The following is a 19,412-nucleotide window of genomic DNA, read 5'->3' as shown; positions in this document are numbered from 1 at the left end:
GTTTAGATCGCGGTCACATCGGTGTCGAAGAGGTATTCCTTTTCGGCAACGTGCACGTAGAAATCAGGGTCGTCGTGGCCGCGTTGGTAGTCGCCGTAGGTGGTGATGCGCTGGAAGCCCACCTCGCGCATCAACCTCCTCACGTAGCCATGACGCAAGGGGAACATGTTGAGGTGGTAAGTGCTCCCATCGCTGAAGGCGTAGCGGAACCGCGCGAGTCCGTCGTCCACATGCTCAGGACCAACCTCCACATCCTTGCCGCAATAGACATTGCTTTTGCCGCTGGTTGAGGTTCCTTCGAGGAGTCTGTCGTAGTTGCGATGGTCGAGAATGAGGATGCCGTTGTGCTTAAGAACGGCGTAGTACTCCGCTAGGGCCTTGCGCCGATCCCGTTCCCGGAACAAATGGGTGAAGGAGTTGCCCAGGCAGATCACGGCGTCGTATTCGCCATGGATGTCGCGGTTCAGAAAACGCCAGTCGGCGTGAACCGTCCGCATCAGCAGGTCACGACTGCGAGCATTCTTGAAAGCCCGGGCCAGCATGTTCGGGCTCCCATCCACGCTCACCACTTCGAAGCCTTCGCGAAGTAGCCGCACGGAATGAAATCCGGTCCCCGTGGCCACATCCAGAATGGACTTGGCTCCGTGCTCTCGAAGCAGCTTCACGAAGAAATCCCCCTCCGCTTCTTCCCGTGCTTGCCAATCGATGAGACGATCCCACCGGTCAGCGAATTGCTCGATGTACTCCTGCTGGTAGTGGTCCGTTTCCCTCACGCTTTCGGGGGTCTCGCCGAACCGCTGAGCATCACCGGACTCCGCTGAAGGGTGGCTCTTGGTTGAGGTCATGCCGAATTCGCTCTTGACTGCACTGGAAATGGCAGCGATGCCGCAGACCCTTTGACTGCAGTGCACGCAACACCATTGATGTGAACGATGAACAAGATTCACGCTCCCTCTGCAAGCTAACCATGAACTGGATAGCTGTCAGCTTTCCGGTGAAATTAATCGCTTTAGATTTATACGCATATTCGCGAGAAGCCTTGTGCTGCAGTTGGTCTCATGAATTTAAATCTGTGCTCATTCAAGGTCTTTGGGTTGATATTCCTCATGCCTCTTCTTGTTTTTGCTATAAGCCTTAAAGGTTCTCGGAGGGCTCTGAAGTGCAGTCAGAGATCTCCATAAGGTCGGCGTGGAAAGTATTCGGTGGCTCTTCCTCTGAGGTGGTTCATCAATTGCGCAACGGCGCAGACCCCGATCAGCTCCATCAGCAACTGGGTGCTCGCGCTGCTGTGCAAGATGTCTGCCTCGATATCTGCGCTGGCGAGATCTTTGTTGTGATGGGCCTGTCCGGCTCGGGTAAGTCCACATTGCTGCGACTGCTCAACGGACTGATTCGACCCTCTGCTGGTGATGTCTTGGTGCAGGGGCGTTCGCTCGCTGCGTTGACGCCCTCCGAGCTGGCTGACTTGCGCCGGCATCAGATGGCGATGGTTTTTCAATCGTTTGCGCTGTTCCCTCATCGGAGCGTTCTAGACAACGCGGCCTTCGGCCTTGAGGTGGCTGGCGTTCCACGCAGAGTTCGGCAATCCCGAGCCATCGAGGCGTTGGAGCGGGTGGGACTGGGACAGGAGTTGCGCAAGCGACCCGCGCAACTCTCAGGAGGGATGCAACAGCGCGTGGGCCTGGCGCGAGCGCTGGCGCTCGATCCCCCGATCCTGCTCATGGATGAGGCCTTTTCAGCCCTCGACCCTCTGATTCGTGTCGATATGCAGGATCTGCTTCTCGATCTCCAGGCGGAGCAGCGCCGCACGGTTGTTTTCATCACCCATGACCTTGATGAAGCCATTCGGATCGGTGACCGGATCGCTCTGATGCAGGGAGGGCGACTGCTCCAGTGCGATACGGCCCAAACCCTCCTGCATCAACCCGCTAGCGAGGAGGTCCGGCGTTTCTTCAGGGATGTGGATGTGGCATCGGTGCTGACCGTCGACCGTGTGGCGATGCCTACCAACCGTGAGCTTGTGCTTCAGGACGGCGACCCCCGTCCTGAGCGATCTCAGGACACGCTTTATGTCATGGACTCACAGCGTCGGTTCTTGGGGATGGTCACCGCGCAAAGGGGTTGGCTTGACGCTTCAGAAACCACCGTCTTGCGGTCGGGAACTCGCGTCAAGGATGCAATCCAATCGGTGGCTCTGTGCTCTGATCCAGTGCCTGTGCTGGATTCTGGGCAGCAATTCATTGGTGTGATCAGCGCCCATCAACTGCTCAGATCGATGGAGGGATTGGGTTCATGACTCTCCTCGCAGCGGCACATCAGGCTGGATGGCTGGGTCAAGGTGTCGACGTCATCGTTGCCTGGCTGCTCGCCAATGCTCAGGGTGCTTTTGATGTGATCAAGGTCTCGGTTCTCGCCGTGGTTTCCTTCACCGAGATGCTTCTAGACAGTCCTCCGGCTTGGTTGCTCGCCTGGAGCGTGGCCGCGATCGGTCTCTGGAGAGTGAGTGGAGGCTTCGCGCTCTTCGTGCTTCTCGGCCTCAACCTTGTGCTTTCCCTCCAGCTCTGGAACGAGATGATCGCCACTCTGGCTCTGGTGATCACGGCCTCGCTATTGGCCCTCGTGATCGGCTTGCCCTTGGGAATCCTCTCGGCCCGATACCGCTCGGTTTGGCGTCTGGTGAGGCCCTGCCTCGACTTGATGCAGACCATGCCGGCCTTTGTTTATCTGATTCCTGCTGTGATGCTGTTCAGCACCGGTGCGGTGCCTTCGATCCTGGCCACCCTGATCTTTTCCATGCCTCCTGTCGTCCGATTGACGCAGCTCGGATTGTCACAGGTCCCTGCTGATCTGATCGAAGCAGGACGCTCCTTCGGATGCAGTGAACGCCAGCTTCTCTGGAAAGTTCAGATGCCGAGTGCACTACCCACGGTGATGACGGGCGTCAATCAGACGATCATGCTGGCTCTGTCCATGGTGGTGATCGCTTCCATGATTGGCGGAGGCGGTTTAGGCGATGTGGTGTTGCGTGGCATTCAGCAGCTCGACGTGGGTCTGGGTTTCGAGGGTGGAATTGCTGTAGTGATCCTTGCCGTGATCCTTGACCGTCTCAGTCAGAGCTTCACAGCCCGCGAAGTGCAACCCCTTCGTCAGCGCTGGCGCGCGTGGATGTCTCCCTGGAGGTCGTCATGAGTGATAACAACCGCATCCGTCGACGCGCGGTGTTGCTTGGAGGCCTGGGGCTTGCTGGGGCTTCGATGGCCAGCTTGGTCAATCTCAGTCAACCTTCTGCTCGGACGTCCCAGGTGGCAGGTCCGGAGACTGGACGTACACCGCAACCCACCTCGGCATTAACTGGATCTCCTCTACGACTGGGTTGGTCTCCCTGGGCTGATGCCGAGGTCATCAGCCTGATCGCTCAGAAGGTGATTCAGCAGGCCTACAACATCGAGGTGGAGAGAGTTCTCGCCGACATCGGCATTCAATACGCCTCAGTTGCTCGCGGCGATCTCGACATGATGCTGATGGCCTGGTTGCCACTGACCCATCGTGACTACTGGCAACGGGTGCGCGACCGCGTGCTCGATTTCGGGTCGATGTATTCCGGCCGTCTGGGTTGGGTGGTTCCCGACTACATCCCGAAGGCTGAGCTCTCGTCGATCCAGCAGTTGCGGGACCCTGCTCTGGCCGCTCGTTTTCAGAACCGCGTGCAGGGGATCGATCCCGGTTCAGGGTTGAATCAGGCGTCTGCAGAGGCGCTCAAGAGCTACCAACTCAATGACCTGGACTTGGTGGCGTCGAGCAGTGCGGCGATGACGGCGGTGCTTGACCAGGCCATTCGCCGAGAGCAATGGGTGATTGTCACCAGCTGGATGCCGCATTGGATGTTCGCCCGCTACAAGTTGCGCTTTCTCGAAGACCCGAAGCGTGTTTTTGGTGGCATTGAGCGGATTCACGCGCTGGGTCGGCCCAGTCTTGATTTGGATGCTCCCGATCTCGCCGACTTCTTGACCCGTTTCCATCTCCCGGATCAGGAGATGTCAGACCTGCTGCTTAAGGCCAATGACCGGTCAGCTGAGATCGCTGTCGACGAATACCTCGACACCCATCCCGCACGCGTTCGCTACTGGACCACAGGGCAGATCGCCACTGGGTGATATCCAGCCTCAGGGTTGTGTTGTCATGGGCTTGATGCTTCGTCTCCACGCAATGAAGGGAAGAATGGTGACTGTCATCAGAACGCCGTAAACAGCAGACGGAAGGCTGAAGCTGTTGAGCTGGCTTTGCATCAGGTCTGGCCCGAGCAACGATCCCACGACGATGCCCACGGTGCCGTTTTGAAATCCCGCTTCAATGGACAAGCTTGTGGTCTGTTCAGTCGACATCTGCAGCAGTTTGCCGAGGCTCAGTCCAATGGCCAGCATCAACAAATTCAGGGCCAAAAGAGTTGGGCCAATCGACTTCAGGTTGCTCGTAAACACGGACCATTGGCTGATCAGCGTGCCAGCCACGATCAGAACGAACAACAGATTGGCGAGCCGTTCCGCCTTTTGTCTATTGCGTTCGCAGAAGCCAGGTGCCTGCTGAGCGGTCCATACCCCGATCACCACCGGCACGGTGGAGATGGAAAACACCTTGAGACTGAGAGGAAGGATAGACAGCTCGAGTGTTTGGCTCGGAAGCAAAAACGGTGCTGTGAGACTGAGAACCACCGGCAAGGTGAACGCTGTCACCAGACTGGCCAGGGCTGTGTAAGAGATGGACAGTGCCACATCTCCGCGGGAGAGCCTCGTCATCACATTGGAGGTGATTCCTCCCGGACAGCAGCTCAGGATCATGATCCCCAGGGCAAGGTCGCCATCCAGTCCTGACAAGCTCAGTAGACCGAAGGCCACAAGAGGCAGAAGAATGAGCTGAGCTAATGCTCCTCCCATTAGGGCGCGCGGCTGGCCAAGAGCCCTGCTGAAATCCGCCGGTTGAAGGGATAGACCGAGGCTCAGCATGATGAAAGCCAGGCCGACCGAAAGAATGAGTTCGATCAAGGTCGATGGACGCGAAGTGTGAAAGGTGAAGCAGGTTAAGTGAATGGATTTCAGCCCAAAACAAAAAGCCCCCACCGTGAGGTGAGGGCTTTCCGATTCAACTGACGCTGAATCTTTGGGTTAAGAGACTTCAGCCTCAGCCGATGGCGGGAGCTTGCAGAGCCACAGGAGTGGACTCAGCAGCAGCCAGGTCGAGGGGGAAGTTGTGAGCGTTGCGCTCGTGCATCACTTCCATGCCGAGGTTGGCGCGGTTCAGCACATCAGCCCAGGTGTTCAGGACGCGGCCCTGACCATCAAGGATGGACTGGTTGAAGTTGAAACCGTTCAGGTTGAACGCCATGGTGCTGACGCCCAGGGCAGTGAACCAGATGCCGACCACAGGCCAGGCAGCCAGGAAGAAGTGAAGGCTGCGGCTGTTGTTGAAGGAGGCGTATTGGAAGATCAGGCGACCGAAGTAACCGTGGGCAGCCACGATGTTGTAGGTCTCTTCCTCTTGGCCGAACTTGTAGCCGTAGTTCTGGGACTCGCTCTCGGTGGTTTCACGCACCAGGGAGGAGGTCACCAGTGAACCGTGCATGGCGGAGAACAGGGAGCCACCGAACACACCTGCGACGCCCATCATGTGGAAGGGGTGCATCAGGATGTTGTGCTCTGCCTGGAACACCAGCATGAAGTTGAAGGTGCCGGAGATGCCGAGGGGCATGCCGTCAGAGAAGGAACCCTGACCGAAGGGGTACACCAGGAACACGGCGGAGGCAGCAGCCACAGGTGCGCTGTAAGCAACGCAGATCCAGGGGCGCATGCCGAGGCGGTAGGAAAGTTCCCACTCGCGACCCATGTAGCAGAAGATGCCGATCAGGAAGTGGAAGACAACCAGCTGGTAAGGACCGCCGTTGTACAGCCACTCATCGAGAGAAGCAGCTTCCCAGATGGGATAGAAGTGCAGGCCGATGGCGTTCGAGGAAGGAACAACAGCACCAGAGATGATGTTGTTTCCGTAGATCAGGGAGCCGGCGACGGGCTCACGGATGCCGTCGATGTCGACGGGGGGCGCTGCGATGAAGGCAACGATGAAGCAGGTGGTGGCAGCCAGCAGGGTGGGGATCATCAGCACACCGAACCAGCCCACATACAGGCGGTTGTTGGTGGAGGTGACCCACTCGCAGAAGGACTGCCAGCCATTGGCGCCGGAGCGCTGCTGAATGGTGGTGGTCATGAGTACGGAAAAGAAGGCTCCGAAGAGCGGTTACGGAAGGGCAGGAATGCCCTGCCAGCCCGGAGTGTAAAGCAACATTGCGAAAAATATCCATTGCTTTATGAAGTCGTTGTGAAGAAGCGTTGAGCTCCAGCCCGTCCCGCCATCTGGGGAGTGCTTGTTAGCGTCCGATCCATGGACGATTTCTCGCAGCCGTCACCGCTCTCAGCCTCGGGCCTCGCCGCGGGAGAGCGGGTGTTGTTGGTGCGACTTCCTTGCAACCCGATCTTCCCGATCGGTCCGATCTACCTGGCAGACCATCTCCATAAATGTTTTCCAGGATTGCCTCAACGCATTCTCGACCTGGCCGCCTTGCCGGTTTTGGACGTTCATCGTGTTCTTCGGATCACGATTGATCAGTTTCAGCCCACTCTTCTGGTGTTCTCCTGGCGAGACATTCAGATCTACGCGCCGGTGGATGGCCGAGGGGGAAATCCCCTTCAGAACTCCTTCGAGGTGTTCTATTCGCGGAATCCCGTGAAACGCCTCCATGGTGCTCTTGGTGGTCTGCGTTTGATGACCAGTCACTACGGCGAGCTGCGTCGCAATCAGTTGCTTGTGAAACAGGGGCTGCATCGTGCGCGTCGTTATCAGCCTCAAGCCAGAGCCGTCCTTGGCGGTGGAGCCGTGAGTGTGTTTTATGAGCAACTTGGTCGCTCCCTGCCAAAGGGAACCATCGTCTCCATTGGAGAGGGTGAACCCCTGCTTGAGAAACTTCTGAAGGGCCAGAGTCTCGAAGGCGAACGCTGCTTCGTTGTGGGAGCTCCGCCGCGTGCCGGTCTGATTCACGAACAACCGGAAAGCCGCCCGAAAACAGCCTGCGATTACGACTACATCGCCTCGATCTGGCCACAGCTCGACTGGTACCTCGAAGGCGGTGACTTCTACGTCGGGGTTCAAACCAAGCGCGGCTGTCCCCACAACTGCTGCTACTGCGTTTACACGGTGGTGGAGGGCAAGCAGGTGCGCCTCAATCCGGTGGACGAAGTGGTGAAGGAAATGCGCCAGCTTTACGACCGCGGAGTGCGAGGTTTTTGGTTTACCGACGCTCAATTCATTCCGGCACGGCGTTACATCGAAGATGCCAAGGAACTGCTGCGGGCGATCAAGGCCGAAGGTCTCACTGGCATTCGCTGGGCTGCTTACATCCGTGCCGACAACCTTGACCCCGAGTTGGCTCAGCTGATGGTGGACACGGGCATGAGCTATTTCGAAATCGGCATCACATCAGGCTCCCAGGAGCTCGTGCGCAAAATGCGCATGGGCTACAACCTCCGCACTGTTCTCGATAGTTGCAGGATGCTCGCGAAAGCGGGATTCAAGGATCACGTGTCCGTGAACTACTCGTTCAACGTGATCGATGAGCGTCCCGAGACGATCCGTCAGACCGTGGCTTACCACCGTGAGCTCGAGGCCATCTTCGGCCCTGATCGAGTCGAGCCTGCGATCTTCTTCATCGGCTTGCAACCCCACACCCACCTCGAGCAGTACGGATTTGATCAAGGACTGATCAAGCCTGGTTACAACCCGATGAGCATGATGCCCTGGACGGCCAGAAAGCTTCTCTGGAACCCAGAGCCCATGGGCAGCACCTTTGGACGGGTGTGTTTGGAAGCCTTCGACTTAAATCCATCGGATTTCGGACGAACCGTGATGGATCTTCTTGAGCGCGATTACGGCACTTCAAGCCTCAATGAAGCCCTGCGGGCTCCGGTTCAGGGGCGCGGCGCTCTTGCTAAGGCCGTCAGCTGACGACTGAGCAGCACGGTGAGAGCTGCGATTCCCACCAGCCCTCCAATGGGATTGGGATGGGCGCCTCCAGGTCCGATGAGCCACTGCGGTGCGCTTGGTGAGATCTGCAGCAAGCCTCCCTGCAGAGCGAACCATCCGCCAACGAGTCCGCCGTGTAAGCCGATGCATCCCCAGAGAGAGCCTTTATTCAGTCGTCTCTGAATGGCTAGGACCAGGCCGAGCAACGTCAGTCCAATCAGCAGACCGAGCATGGGAAGAACACCCAGATTGAACCGGGTGTGCACCAAACTGAAGATCAGTGCCTGTGACACGACGGCGGTGCGAGGCCCTGTGAATTGAGAGAGTTCACCCAAAAGCCATCCGCGAAATAGCAGTTCTTCTGCGAGTCCGACGCCGAAACACAGTGCCAGGGCATTGAGTGCATCTGCAGCGTTGAGTTCGCCCAGCCAGCGTCCCCAGGATCCGAGCACCAGCGACAGGCTGATCAAGGTGAGAAGTGCAAGCGACTGCAGCAGGCCTGCGATCAGGCATCGACCGGACGAGGGGGCATGCCTGTGACTGCGAAGACCAAGGGTTAGCCAGGGATGAGGCTGTTTCCAGCGATTCCTCACCCAGCTCGGCAGCACCAGCACAAACAGCAACAGACTTGCGAGAGTGCCAATCAGGGACAGTCGCGACGATGTGGGGTCATCAGCGAGCAGAAGACCCAAAGGCTGCACAGCAACCCATCCAAGCCCATAGAGAGCTGGGATTAAAACCATCGTGGCAACCCAACGTGGTCGTGCCCTAAGCAGGGCGTTCCATAGCGCGACGATGGATTTGAAGATCAGGTGTCTGGTTCAAGGGTACTGGTGAGCCCCTTGCCTTTCAGGGTTTCGCAATAGAACTCTGCCGGCTCGAGATCACACACGATTACAAGACCCACGCCGGTGTTGTGCGCTTCGAGCATCACCGCCATCGCGTCCTGCTCACTGAGCTGCGGTACTACCTGCCTGAGCGTGGACACCACGTATTCCATGGAGTTCACAGGATCATTGTGGAGCAGCACTTTGTAGCGAGGCGACTGCTTGCGCACGCGCTCAGGGGCTTTGTCTAGGACTGCTGCTCCTCCGGGGGTGAGGCTGGGGGTCTCCACGGCCATGACCTTCGAGCTCGGCTGTCTCAAATCTAAAGCGAATCCGAACATGCCTGGTCAGAGTGCCTGGATTCTGGCCATAGCAGTGTCGACGTTGTCCCGGCTGTTGAACGCAGAGAGTCGGAAGTAGCCCTCGCCCGCGGCACCGAAGCCACTGCCGGGTGTGCCCACCACATTGGCTTTGTGGAGCAAGTGGTCGAAGAAGCCCCATGAGTCCATGCCATCTGGAGTCTTGATCCACACGTAGGGCGCGTGCTCACCCCCATAAATCGTGAGGCCCGCCGCACTGAGCTCGCGGCGGATGATGGCGGCGTTCTCCATGTAGAAGCTCACGAGAGCCTTCACCTCGGCCTGGCCGGCTTCGGAATACACCGCTTCGGCACCGCGTTGAATGATGTAACTCACGCCGTTGAACTTGGTGCTTTGACGGCGGTTCCACAGGTTCCAGAGCTCCACGGCATCACCGTTGGCTGCCTTGCCCTTCAGCCCCTTTGGCACGACGGTGAAGGCGCAGCGGGTGCCGGTGAATCCGGCATTCTTGGAAAAGGAGCGGAATTCGATCGCGCAATCACGGGCTCCCTCGATTTCAAAGATCGAATGGGGCAGGCTTGGATCCTGAATGAAGGCCTCATAGGCCGCATCGAACAGGATCAGAGCCTCGTTGGCGCGGGCGTAATCCACCCAGGCCTTCAATTGTTCTTTGGTGGCAACGGCCCCGGTGGGATTGTTGGGAAAGCATAAATAGATCAGATCCACTGGATTCGTGGGGATCTGAGCAGCGAAACCGTTGTCGGCGCTGATTGGTAAATAGGTCAGTCCGGCGTAGCGGCCTTCATCGCCGGCTTCACCGGTGCGGCCGGCCATGACGTTGCTGTCGACATACACCGGATACACGGGATCCGTGACGGCTACACGGTTGCCTTCGCCCAGGATGTCGAGGATGTTGCTGCTGTCGCATTTGGAACCGTCAGAAATGAAGATCTCTTCAGCGCTGATGTCGCAGCCGCGGGCCTTGAAATCGTGGGTCGCGATCGCCTCACGCAGCCAGCCGTAGCCCTGTTCAGGTCCATAGCCATGGAAGCCTTCGGTCGTTCCCATCGCATCGATGGCGGTTTTCATCGCTTCTCGGCAGGCCTGGGGCAGGGGTTCTGTCACATCACCAATACCGAGGCGGATCAGGGCGGCATCGGGATGGGCTGCACTGAAGGCCTTCACACGGCGGCCAATTTCTGGGAAAAGATATCCAGCTTTGAGTTTGAGGTAATTGCCGTTGACCTGAACCACAGGGAAACCGATTTCTGGGGGCATCCTGCTACATACGATGCAGTGAGCCGGGTCGGGACGTCTTGACCGTCTCCCTGAATACAACGCTCCAGACGGTCCCGTTCGATGAGCTCGTGGATGCGGGCATCAACCGGCCCGCCCGCTACATCGGCCATGAACTGGGTGTTGTCCCCCGAGACTGGGCTGGAGCGCGGGTCCGCTGGGCACTCACCTACCCCGAGGTCTATGAGGTCGGAGCCAGCAATCTCGGCCACATCATTCTCTATTCGATTCTCAATGCCGTTCCAGGCCAGGTCTGTGACCGGGCCTATTTGCCGGCATCCGATTTGGCGCAACGTTTAAGAGAGAAGGAGCAAGCGTTGTTCGGGGTGGAGAGCCGCTGGCCTCTGAATGCCTTCGACATCCTGGGATTCAGTCTCAGCTACGAGCTCGGTGCCACCAACATCCTGGAGATGCTGGCCTTGTGTCGCGTGCCGATCCGTGCGGGCGACCGCGGGGATCTTCCCCTGGATGCCCCAGGAGCTCCGCCGCTGATTTTCGCGGGAGGCCCAACAGCCACCAGCAATCCTGAGCCCTATGCCCCTTTCTTTGATTTCATCGCCCTTGGTGATGGTGAGGAGTTGCTCCCCGAGATCGGACTGGTGGTGGCTGAGGCGAAGGCCGATGGCCTGACCCGCTCACAGCTGCTTCGGGATCTGGCTCAGGTGCCTGGGATCTATGTGCCGTCCCTGTACGAGGCGGGAGAGGACGGCGTCACCCTGCAGCCGGTTGATCCCGAGCTGCCCCCACGTGTCCTGCGTCGGGTGGCCACACCGATGCCCCATTACGCCATGGGGCTAGTTCCCCACGTGGAGACGGTCCATGACCGCCTCACCGTGGAAATTCGGCGCGGCTGCACCCGCGGCTGCCGTTTCTGTCAACCGGGGATGCTCACGCGCCCTGCCCGGGATGTTGAGCCGGAGGCTGTGATTGAGGCCGTTGAAACCGGCATGGAACGCACCGGATACAGCGATTTTTCGCTGCTGTCTCTCAGCTGCAGCGATTACCTCGCTCTACCGGCGGTGGGGGTGGAGCTGCGCAACCGCTTGGCCGACCGCAACGTCACACTCCAGCTACCCAGCCAGCGGGTGGACCGCTTCGACGAGGACATCGCTCATATCCTCGGCGGTGCAAGGCAGGCCGGTCTCACCTTCGCTCCTGAGGCCGGGACCCAGCGGCTGCGGGACATCGTGAACAAGGGGCTTACGGATGAAGACCTGCTGCAGGGCATCCGCACGGCTATGCAGAACGGTTATCGCAAAGTGAAGCTCTATTTCATGATCGGGCTGCCAGGCGAGACCGATGCGGATGTGCTCGGTATCGCCGAAACCTGTCGGATGCTTCAGGAGCGTTGCCGAGATCTTGGACGCCTCAGTCTCAACATCACGATCAGCAACTTCACGCCCAAACCGCACACGCCATTCCAGTGGCACAGCGTCTCCACGGAGGAGTTCCTGCGTCGTCAGCAGTTGCTTCGGGAGGCAGGGAGAAGGCTGCGCGGGGTGCGTTTCAATTTCACGGATGTCCGCCTTTCGGCCATGGAGGATTTCGTTGGCCGTGGAGACCGTCGCTTGGCACCGGTGATCGAATCGGCCTGGCGTGCAGGGGCAGGGATGGATGCCTGGTTTGAGGCTCTTGATCGCACCTATGAGGCCTGGACCGGGGCCATCGCTGCAGCCGGCCTGGAGGGGCGCTATCGAGCCATGGAACTTGGGAGCTGGAGTGCTGTGGCTGCGCTTGAGCGGCGCGATCTGCAGGCGTTCTGCCGTCAGCCACTCCCCTGGGATCACATCGACAGCGGCATCGAGAAGCAGTGGCTTGCTGATGATCTCCAGCATGCGCTTGCCGCCACAGTCGTTCCTGACTGCTCCTTTGATGGTTGCAGCAGCTGCGGTGTCTGTGGCCCTGACCTGGGTCACAACGTTGTGGTGCGGCCTCCAGCGGTCCCAGAGACCCGGCCTCAACGGTCTCCGGCCAGTGAGCGTGTCTGCAGGCTCCGCTTCCGCTTCAGTAAAACCGGAGCCATGGCACTGCTGAGTCATCTCGACCTTGTGCGTCTGTTTGAGAGAGCACTGCGGCGATCGGGCCTGCCGGTGAGCTTCACAGGAGGATTCCATCCTCTTCCCCGCCTGCAGCTGGCACTGGCGCTTCCTCTCGGTGTCGAGGCCGAGGGCGAGTGGATGGATCTGGAATTCACTGAACCTGTTGATCCACAAGTCGCTCAAGAGTCCTGGCAGGCTTGCTTGCCTCCTGGGTTGAGCCTTCTGTCCGCAGAAGAGGTTCCTGTGTCCTCTCCGAGCCTCTCCCAAAGGATTGTGTTTAGTCGCTGGCGTTTCACCCTGAGTGCTCACTCCGCCAAAGAGCATTCTTCCAAAGCTGATTGGGAGGGCGCGATTGCGGAGATGCTCCGCGAAGATGAACTGATCTGGGAGGACACCGACAAGAAGGGGCGGCCTCGTCGGCGTGATGTCAGGGTCCTGCTGAAGACGCTGCGCTTGGTCTCCATTGATGCTGCTGATTCATCGTCATCAGCTCAATTGGAGTTGATAGCAGCTGTGGATGAACAGGGGCGCAGTCTCAAACCTGCCCAGCTCTGCCACTGGCTGTCTGAGCGACTGGATGATGAGCTGACGCTCTCCCAGGTACGGCGCATGGAGTTGGGACTCCTGCAGTGCTAGGTTTCGTTCAGGACATCACATCAAGGGCTTACGCCACAGATCTGTCCCGGTCTTCTTGTCCAGATTCGTTGGAAAGAAAGGCCCATCGCGTCTTCATCGATCTTCGTTTTTACGTTGATTGTTTTGAAAGGAGTAATTCACTCCAAATCATTTCTGCCTTCGGGCATCTCGATCAATTTCCTTCCGTTCGATGAGCTGTTAAGCCCATCAACCGGCTTCTGTCCTGACGGGCGTCGTCAGTTCTGTTTATGCCCCAGCAAATTGTCATCGCTGAACAGCTGCGCATCGCAGCGGTTCTGACCGATGACCGTGTTGATGAGCTGATTGTGGCCCAAGGCCGCTATCAGATTGGTGATGTTTATCTCGGCACAGTTGAAAATGTGCTTCCGGGAATTGATGCAGCATTCGTCAATATCGGCGAAAGCGAGAAGAACGGGTTTATCCACGTAACTGATCTCGGTCCTCTGCGCCTCAAGAAAGGTTCCGCAGGGATCACCGAATTGCTTGAACCTCGCCAGAAGGTGCTGGTGCAGGTCATGAAAGAGCCAACCGGCACCAAAGGGCCAAGGCTCACAGGAAATCTGGCTCTCCCAGGGCGCTACCTCGTGCTTCAACCCAGTGGCCAGGGGGTGAATATTTCCAAGAGAATCAGCTCCGAAGGTGAGCGCAACCGCCTCCGGGCCCTGGGGGTTCTTGTGAAACCACCGGGCGCGGGTTTGCTGATTCGTACCGAAGCAGACGAGGTGAGCGAAGAACTCCTGATCGATGATCTGGAGTCACTGATGCGGCAGTGGGAAGCGATCCAGAAGGCTGCTGAGACCGCGTCACCGCCGGTGCTTCTCAACCGTGATGAGGATTTCATTCACCGCATCCTCCGAGATCACATCGCTCCAGAGCTCAGTCGTGTGGTTGTCGATGATCCGGCAGCTGTTGAGAGAGTGACCGGATTTCTCGGTGAAGAGGCGACCCATTTCAGTGTGGAAGCTCACGGCGAGCCTGACGAGCTTCTGGAGCATTTCAAGGTCAATGCGGCGATCCGCGATGCCCTGAAGCCCAGAGTGGATCTACCTTCTGGCGGGTACGTGATCATCGAACCCACCGAGGCGCTCACGGTCATCGATGTGAACTCGGGGTCCTTCACCCGCTCCGCGAATGCCAGGGAAACGGTGCTCTGGACTAACTGTGAGGCGGCAGTTGAGATCGCAAGGCAACTGAAACTGCGCAATATCGGCGGCGTGATCATCATCGATTTCATCGACATGGATTCGCGTCGCGATCAGCTTCAGCTTCTGGAGCATTTCACGACGGCGATTCGTGACGATTCGGCTCGTCCTCAGATTGCTCAGCTCACCGAGCTAGGCCTGGTGGAGCTGACTCGTAAGCGTCAAGGTCAGAACATCTATGAATTGTTTGGTCGAGCTTGTGCCAGCTGTGGCGGTCTCGGCCATGTTGCTGTTCTGCCCGGTAAGGATCTTCTCCAGCCGTTAGCCACTGCCACGGGGCTCGTCCGTTCGGCCTCATCGGCTCGAGCGGAGGTGTCTTTGTCCTCAGAGTCCACCAACGGCAGGCGGCGACGCAGTGGTCGTGGGCGCTCTCAGACCACGACGGATGCTTCAGTCCTGGATGACAGTTTGGCGCCCGCCGCATCAGGTGAGTCTTCGAGTGAAGCCACAGAGCCCGCACCGGCGACACGGCGTCAAGATCCTGAACTGGTGGCTGTTCCCATGGACGAAGAACAGGAAAGGGTCTACGGCTGGCTTGGGCTGAATCCTGTGTTGCTTCTTGATCCTCCGCCCGACCAGGAGAATCTCCTCGTGCGTGTGGTTCGTCCGGGGCAGGACGCTGAAGCTGTTTTGGACGAAGCCCGCGAGCAGCTGGCCGCTTCATCTGGTCGTCGCCGTCGCCGTGGTGTCCGTGGGGGGAGAGGCGGTGGCAGGAGCACGGGTGGATCCACAATGGCCCCTCAGACGTCTGAGCAGCAGGTGCAGGACTCGTTGACGCCGGAACCTGAACCTCCGCTCCTAGTGGAGATCACTCCCCTTGAGATGGCTCCAGTGCCAGAAGCGGCTGTTTCCATCTCCCTTCCCAATGTTGAGACCTCGGAGGATGAAGCACCACAGGACACCAACAGCAATGGGGAGGAGACCCGGCTTGGTCGCCGTCGTCGACGCTCCTCCGCAACCGACGGGTGATCGTCGGTGTCGATGAGGTCGGCCGCGGTTGTCTGTTCGGGCCTGTTTTTGCTGCTGCGGTGAGTCTTACTGAATCGGCCGCTGCGGAGCTCACGGCGCTGGGGCTTACTGATAGCAAGGCTCTGTCCGCCAGACGGCGGGTAGACCTGGTTCCCCAGATCCAAGCCAAGGCTTCGGCCTGGGCTCTTGGTCAGGGATCAGCAAGGGAAATCGATGCGCATGGCATCAGGGTGGCCACGGAATTGGCCATGCTCAGGGCCCTGCAGAAGCTTCCGAAACACCCTGAGCTTGTGCTTGTCGATGGCGTGCTTCCCTTGCGCCTCTGGGCCGGTGATCAGCGCTCAATAGTGCGCGGTGACAGCAAAGAGGCCTCGATTGCTGCAGCCAGTGTTCTGGCGAAAGTGACTCGTGATGGGTTGATGCAACGGCTTGCAGAACGGTTCCCTGGTTATGGCCTGGAACGCCATGCCGGCTATGGCACGGTTCTGCACCGGCAGTCCTTGCTCGCTGCAGGTCCGACGTCCATGCATCGGCGTTCATTTTTAACCCGGTTGTTTCCCAGTGATGGAGCCCAAAGCTGACGGAGTGTTTTGGGCTCCATCACTGGAACGCACGCACCAGTCTTGAAAATCGTTGACCAGCTGGCGGCCGACCCTGCCTTTGATCGTGATCAGGATGCCGTTGAGGATGGATTCTCCGGTGCTTTCCAGAACACGCTTCGGAATCAATCGAAGCAGCGGGGGTTGGCTGACGTTGACAGCGAGGTTTGCTTCACCTTGCAGGCCACGATCTGTGGCTTCCAACAGGGCCTCGAGGCTGAGTTGGAAATCATCAACGAGGCCCAGTCCGTCGAGGGTCGCCTCCGTCGCCTGGATGCAGAGGACACCTTCACTGAGGCTGACGGCCAGGGAAACGACGGGTCGCACCTGCAGTTGAAACACCTGGAGTGTGGTGACTGTGTAGGTGTAAGTTCCTTCGCCTGTTTTGGAGAGCTGACGGGGATCGAGTAGGGCTTTGATGACGCGATCCTTTTCCTGCAGGTAAGCCTCTAGGAGCGTGCTTTGGGCCACGACCGGCAGATCGAGCTTTTGACTGGCGTGGAAGGCCAGAGCCATGGACCTTCTGCTGACGCGGCATGATCCTATCGATGCAAGGGACGGTCATTCATGCCGATGCGGTTGGCCTTTCTAGGGCCCAAGGGAACCTACGGAGAACGGGCAGCGAGGGAGATGCTCACGCTTGAAGGCATCCCCGACGGAGAGTTGGTGGCGTGCTCCGGATTGCGCGCGGTTGTGGACCATGTGGCGGATGGCCGCTGCGATGGTGCCGTGGTTCCCGTGGAGAATTCTGTGGAGGGCGGGGTTACCGCAAGCCTGGATGCCCTCTGGTCCCATCGGGATCTCTGCGTTCGGAGAGCCGTGGTGCTCCCGATTCGCCATGCCCTGCTCAGCAGCGGATCAATGGCAGACATCACGGAGGTTCTGTCGCATCCCCAGGCCTTGGCGCAATGCAGCGGATGGCTCTCCACCAATCTTCCCGGGGCCTTGCAGCTTCCCACCAGCTCGACGGCAGAAGCCGCTCGCATGGTGCGAGGCAGTCGCTTCCGTGCGGCGATTGCTGATCGTTCCGTTGGGGAACGCATGGAGTTGCAACAGCTTGCCTTTCCTGTGAATGACGTGGCAGGGAACTGCACCCGTTTTCTTTTCTTGAAACGGGGTGAACGGCTGCGGGAGGGAGATGTTGCCAGCCTGGCCTTTTCCTTGAATCGCAATGCACCTGGGGCGCTGATTGAGGCGCTCCAGGCCATCGCTGGGCTGGGACTGAACATGAGTCGGATCGAATCCCGTCCCTCTAAACGGGAGCTCGGCGAATACGTGTTCTTTGTGGATGTGGAGCTCCCGAGCGCGAACGTTGAAGGCGTTCTCGATGCATTGGAGGACCAGCTTCACCCCCTCTGTGAACATCTGGCTCAGTTCGGGGCTTATCCGAGTTCAGATCTCTCCTGATCTCCATTCAGGCGAAACACACCAAACTGCATCATTCCCCGGGCGAAGGCCCAGCGCATCAACAGCAGTGTCGGTGTTTCGCGCAAACCCTGAACGATGGCTGAGGGGCCAAGTCGCAGAACGGCTGAGGGCCGTCTTAATCCTTCAAGGATCGAATCGTTCCAGGAGGGCAATGTCTGCTGATTCCAATTGGCCACTGCAATCGGACCTTTCGAATAAACGCTGGTTTCCAGGTTGTGCTGCAGCCCACGGATGCTGGCGAATTCAGGGTGCGCCCACTGGGTGAGCAGCTGATGCATGACCCAGCGCTCTTGGCGATTTAAAGGTCCATCCAGCGGGTCGCGACGATTCCAATCCGCGATGGCCAGCATTCCACCAGGACGGATCATGCGCAACAATTCATCGGCATAACGCTGCTTGTCCGGCATGTGCGGACCGGCTTCCACACTCCAAACCGCATCAAACTCTCCATCGTTCAGCTCTAGATCGAGGGCATCCATAACGGCGAACCTGCAGGTCATCCCCTCCGGGGTGAGCTCGGTGGCCCGGCGGATCTGGGCTGGGCTGATGCTGACTCCAAGAACGTCAAACCCATAATCCCTGGCCAGAATCCTGGCGCTGCCGCCGATGCCGCAACCCACATCCAGCACTTTCGCTCCAGGTGGCAGCTGGTCTAGGCCACTCCAGCGAACCAATTCATGGACGAAATCGGCTTTGGCACGACGGAAATCCTTGTTGCGGGGGGGAGCTCCGTAGTGACCGAGATGAACATGATCGCCCCAGAGAGTTTCTAGAAGCCTGTCCTCCGTCCAAGCGTCGTATGCCGAAGCAACACTCTCGCTGGAGAGGTAAGCGCGATTGCGCCGAGACCAAAGCACATAGGCACCCGCGGCAGCCGCCACACCGATCGCCGCTGGTCCGAGAAAAGCAGGCAGTGGCATCAGCCGTTGTCCGTATTGGAGGACGACAGGGTGTCACGCAGCACGGTGCGAGCTGCCAGTTGACGGCGGGTCTCGTCGAGCATGCTGAACTCTTGTTCCAGTCTGCTGCGGGTGCTAGTGAGCTCTAGAAGTTCCTGTTGCTGATCGGCAACGGGGCCTCCCAGGTGAGCACCGATCCAGAAGGAGAGTTCTCTGGGGAGATCAGGCAAATCTTCGGGGAGCGCAGTCGGTGAGTCGGTGAGTTTGCCGGTGAGTTCGACAACGTCTTTTAAAGCCGATGCAACAGACTCGGTCAGGGAGTGGAGCGAATTCATGTCCTCAACTGGATCGTCTTCGATCCAACTGACCATGGCTGTGCGGAAGGGCGTCTCACGGGTCACGTTCAGAACCCGGAAGCGTTGCTGCCCAAGCGTGACGATATTGCTTCGACCATCTTCACCGGTTTGATGCTGGATCACTTCGGCACAGCAGCCGATCGAGGCCATGCTCTGGGTGTGTGGGTCCCACCGGACGACGCCGAAACGCCTGTCGGTCTCTAAGACGCTCTGCAGCATCATCCGATAGCGGGACTCGAAGATGTGTAAGGGGAGAACATCGCTCGGGAAGAGCACGATGTCCGGCAGAGGGAAAAGAGGAAGTTCTCTGACGGACAGGTCAGCCACGCATGCATCAATCGGGTTTTTGATCCTAGGAAGCTGACCGGTTCAACGAGCTGTCTTCAGAGCTTCACTTCAATATCAACGCCACTGGGAAGATCCAGCTTCATCAACGCGTCAATGGTCTTTGCCGAAGGGCTATAAATATCGATGATGCGTCGATGCGTGCGGGTCTCGAAGTGTTCACGGGAATCCTTGTCCACGTGAGGGGAACGCAGCACGCAGTAAATCTTGCGTTTGGTGGGCAGGGGGATTGGGCCGATGGCAGTCGCTGCCGTGTTGTCGGCCGTTTCAATAATTTTGTCGCAAGAGAGATCCAACATGCGGCGATCAAACGCCTTGAGACGGATGCGGATCTTCTGCTGAGCAATGGCAGTTGACATGAAGCAGTTTGGAATCTCCTAAGGAGATCACGAAAGGTGGATTGTCGAGGTG

18 protein-coding genes are annotated in these 19,412 nt (G+C 58.6%); 8 read left to right on the top strand and 10 right to left on the bottom strand.

The features are described 5' to 3' along the window. Nucleotides 1–2: 2 nt before the first annotated feature. Nucleotides 3–845 (bottom strand): class I SAM-dependent methyltransferase, encoded by an 843-nt coding sequence (locus WH7805_RS06795; protein ID WP_038005172.1) that lies wholly within the window; start codon nucleotides 843–845, stop codon nucleotides 3–5. Nucleotides 846–1,219: 374 nt separating this feature from the next. On the opposite strand from WH7805_RS06795, the gene WH7805_RS06790 reads away from it, so the two are divergent. From WH7805_RS06790 to WH7805_RS06780, 3 genes are read left to right on the top strand one after another with little or no spacing between them, the layout of a single operon-like run. Then, nucleotides 1,220–2,296 carry a glycine betaine/L-proline ABC transporter ATP-binding protein gene (locus WH7805_RS06790; RefSeq protein WP_255344559.1) on the top strand — a complete coding sequence of 359 codons (1,077 nt, stop codon included), beginning with the start codon at nucleotides 1,220–1,222 and terminating at the stop codon, nucleotides 2,294–2,296. Next, a complete protein-coding gene (locus WH7805_RS06785; RefSeq protein WP_006042279.1) occupies nucleotides 2,293–3,189 on the top strand; it encodes a proline/glycine betaine ABC transporter permease in 897 nt (298 codons plus the stop codon). Before WH7805_RS06790 ends, WH7805_RS06785 begins: the two co-directional genes overlap by 4 nt. Further along, the gene (locus WH7805_RS06780; protein WP_006042278.1) at nucleotides 3,186–4,154 is read left to right on the top strand and encodes a glycine betaine ABC transporter substrate-binding protein; all 969 of its coding nucleotides are present in this window, start codon (nucleotides 3,186–3,188) and stop codon (nucleotides 4,152–4,154) included. The genes WH7805_RS06785 and WH7805_RS06780 overlap by 4 nt, the downstream gene beginning before the upstream one ends. A gap of 9 nt (nucleotides 4,155–4,163) precedes the next feature. On the opposite strand, the gene WH7805_RS06775 is transcribed toward WH7805_RS06780, so the two are convergent. Together WH7805_RS06775 and psbA are read right to left on the bottom strand one after the other, a co-directional pair. After that, the gene (locus WH7805_RS06775; protein ID WP_038005170.1) at nucleotides 4,164–5,039 is read right to left on the bottom strand and encodes a bile acid:sodium symporter family protein; all 876 of its coding nucleotides are present in this window, start codon (nucleotides 5,037–5,039) and stop codon (nucleotides 4,164–4,166) included. A gap of 136 nt (nucleotides 5,040–5,175) precedes the next feature. Beyond that, on the bottom strand, nucleotides 5,176–6,255 hold the full coding sequence (gene psbA, locus WH7805_RS06770) for a photosystem II q(b) protein (protein WP_006040880.1): 1,080 nt from the start codon (nucleotides 6,253–6,255) through the stop codon (nucleotides 5,176–5,178). Nucleotides 6,256–6,429: 174 nt separating this feature from the next. Here psbA and WH7805_RS06765 point away from each other — a divergent pair, with 174 nt between their 5' ends. Beyond that, nucleotides 6,430–8,046, top strand: coding sequence for a photosystem II high light acclimation radical SAM protein (locus WH7805_RS06765; RefSeq protein ID WP_006042276.1), 1,617 nt, complete (start codon nucleotides 6,430–6,432; stop codon nucleotides 8,044–8,046). Here the strand turns inward: WH7805_RS06765 and WH7805_RS06760 are convergent. The 3 genes from WH7805_RS06760 to WH7805_RS06750 all read right to left on the bottom strand — a co-directional run bounded on the left by WH7805_RS06760 (nucleotide 8,010) and on the right by WH7805_RS06750 (nucleotide 10,465). Beyond that, nucleotides 8,010–8,807, bottom strand: coding sequence for a CPBP family intramembrane glutamic endopeptidase (locus WH7805_RS06760; RefSeq protein WP_006042275.1), 798 nt, complete (start codon nucleotides 8,805–8,807; stop codon nucleotides 8,010–8,012). The genes WH7805_RS06765 and WH7805_RS06760 overlap by 37 nt on opposite strands. Before the next feature lie 65 nt (nucleotides 8,808–8,872). Next, nucleotides 8,873–9,187, bottom strand: coding sequence for an ATP-dependent Clp protease adapter ClpS (clpS, locus tag WH7805_RS06755; RefSeq protein ID WP_006042274.1), 315 nt, complete (start codon nucleotides 9,185–9,187; stop codon nucleotides 8,873–8,875). A gap of 51 nt (nucleotides 9,188–9,238) precedes the next feature. Beyond that, nucleotides 9,239–10,465: an LL-diaminopimelate aminotransferase gene (locus tag WH7805_RS06750; protein WP_006042273.1), complete on the bottom strand. Its 1,227-nt coding sequence runs from the start codon at nucleotides 10,463–10,465 to the stop codon at nucleotides 9,239–9,241. Between the two features lie 62 nt (nucleotides 10,466–10,527). On the opposite strand from WH7805_RS06750, the gene WH7805_RS06745 reads away from it, so the two are divergent. The 3 genes from WH7805_RS06745 (at nucleotide 10,528) to WH7805_RS06735 (ending at nucleotide 15,955) form a co-directional block, all read left to right on the top strand. Further along, nucleotides 10,528–13,182 (top strand): TIGR03960 family B12-binding radical SAM protein, encoded by a 2,655-nt coding sequence (locus WH7805_RS06745; RefSeq protein WP_006042272.1) that lies wholly within the window; start codon nucleotides 10,528–10,530, stop codon nucleotides 13,180–13,182. A gap of 248 nt (nucleotides 13,183–13,430) precedes the next feature. Next, on the top strand, nucleotides 13,431–15,374 hold the full coding sequence (locus WH7805_RS06740) for an Rne/Rng family ribonuclease (RefSeq protein ID WP_006042271.1): 1,944 nt from the start codon (nucleotides 13,431–13,433) through the stop codon (nucleotides 15,372–15,374). Then, entirely contained in the window at nucleotides 15,371–15,955 is a 585-nt protein-coding gene (locus WH7805_RS06735; protein ID WP_006042270.1) for a ribonuclease HII, read from the top strand. The genes WH7805_RS06740 and WH7805_RS06735 overlap by 4 nt, the downstream gene beginning before the upstream one ends. Here the strand turns inward: WH7805_RS06735 and WH7805_RS06730 are convergent. After that, complete coding sequence (locus WH7805_RS06730; protein WP_006042269.1) at nucleotides 15,917–16,489, bottom strand: DUF1997 domain-containing protein; 573 nt, start codon at nucleotides 16,487–16,489, stop codon at nucleotides 15,917–15,919. The genes WH7805_RS06735 and WH7805_RS06730 overlap by 39 nt on opposite strands. Before the next feature lie 51 nt (nucleotides 16,490–16,540). Here WH7805_RS06730 and pheA point away from each other — a divergent pair, with 51 nt between their 5' ends. Continuing rightward, nucleotides 16,541–17,380 (top strand): prephenate dehydratase, encoded by an 840-nt coding sequence (gene pheA / locus WH7805_RS06725; RefSeq protein ID WP_006042268.1) that lies wholly within the window; start codon nucleotides 16,541–16,543, stop codon nucleotides 17,378–17,380. On the opposite strand, the gene WH7805_RS06720 is transcribed toward pheA, so the two are convergent. The 3 genes from WH7805_RS06720 to rpsJ are packed head-to-tail and all read right to left on the bottom strand — an operon-like array spanning nucleotide 17,356 to nucleotide 19,360. Further along, nucleotides 17,356–18,321, bottom strand: coding sequence for a methyltransferase domain-containing protein (locus tag WH7805_RS06720; protein ID WP_006042267.1), 966 nt, complete (start codon nucleotides 18,319–18,321; stop codon nucleotides 17,356–17,358). The two genes, pheA and WH7805_RS06720, sit on opposite strands and share 25 nt — an antisense overlap. Further along, on the bottom strand, nucleotides 18,321–18,983 hold the full coding sequence (locus WH7805_RS06715; protein WP_006042266.1) for an LON peptidase substrate-binding domain-containing protein: 663 nt from the start codon (nucleotides 18,981–18,983) through the stop codon (nucleotides 18,321–18,323). Before WH7805_RS06715 ends, WH7805_RS06720 begins: the two co-directional genes overlap by 1 nt. Before the next feature lie 56 nt (nucleotides 18,984–19,039). Then, nucleotides 19,040–19,360, bottom strand: coding sequence for a 30S ribosomal protein S10 (gene rpsJ / locus WH7805_RS06710; protein WP_006042265.1), 321 nt, complete (start codon nucleotides 19,358–19,360; stop codon nucleotides 19,040–19,042). Nucleotides 19,361–19,412: the final 52 nt, after the last annotated feature.

Source organism: Synechococcus sp. WH 7805 (assembly GCF_000153285.1).
In the GTDB taxonomy this organism is placed as follows: domain Bacteria; phylum Cyanobacteriota; class Cyanobacteriia; order PCC-6307; family Cyanobiaceae; genus Synechococcus_C.
Note: the sequence above shows the minus strand (reverse complement) of the source record. Positions and strands in the feature narration are given on the sequence as shown.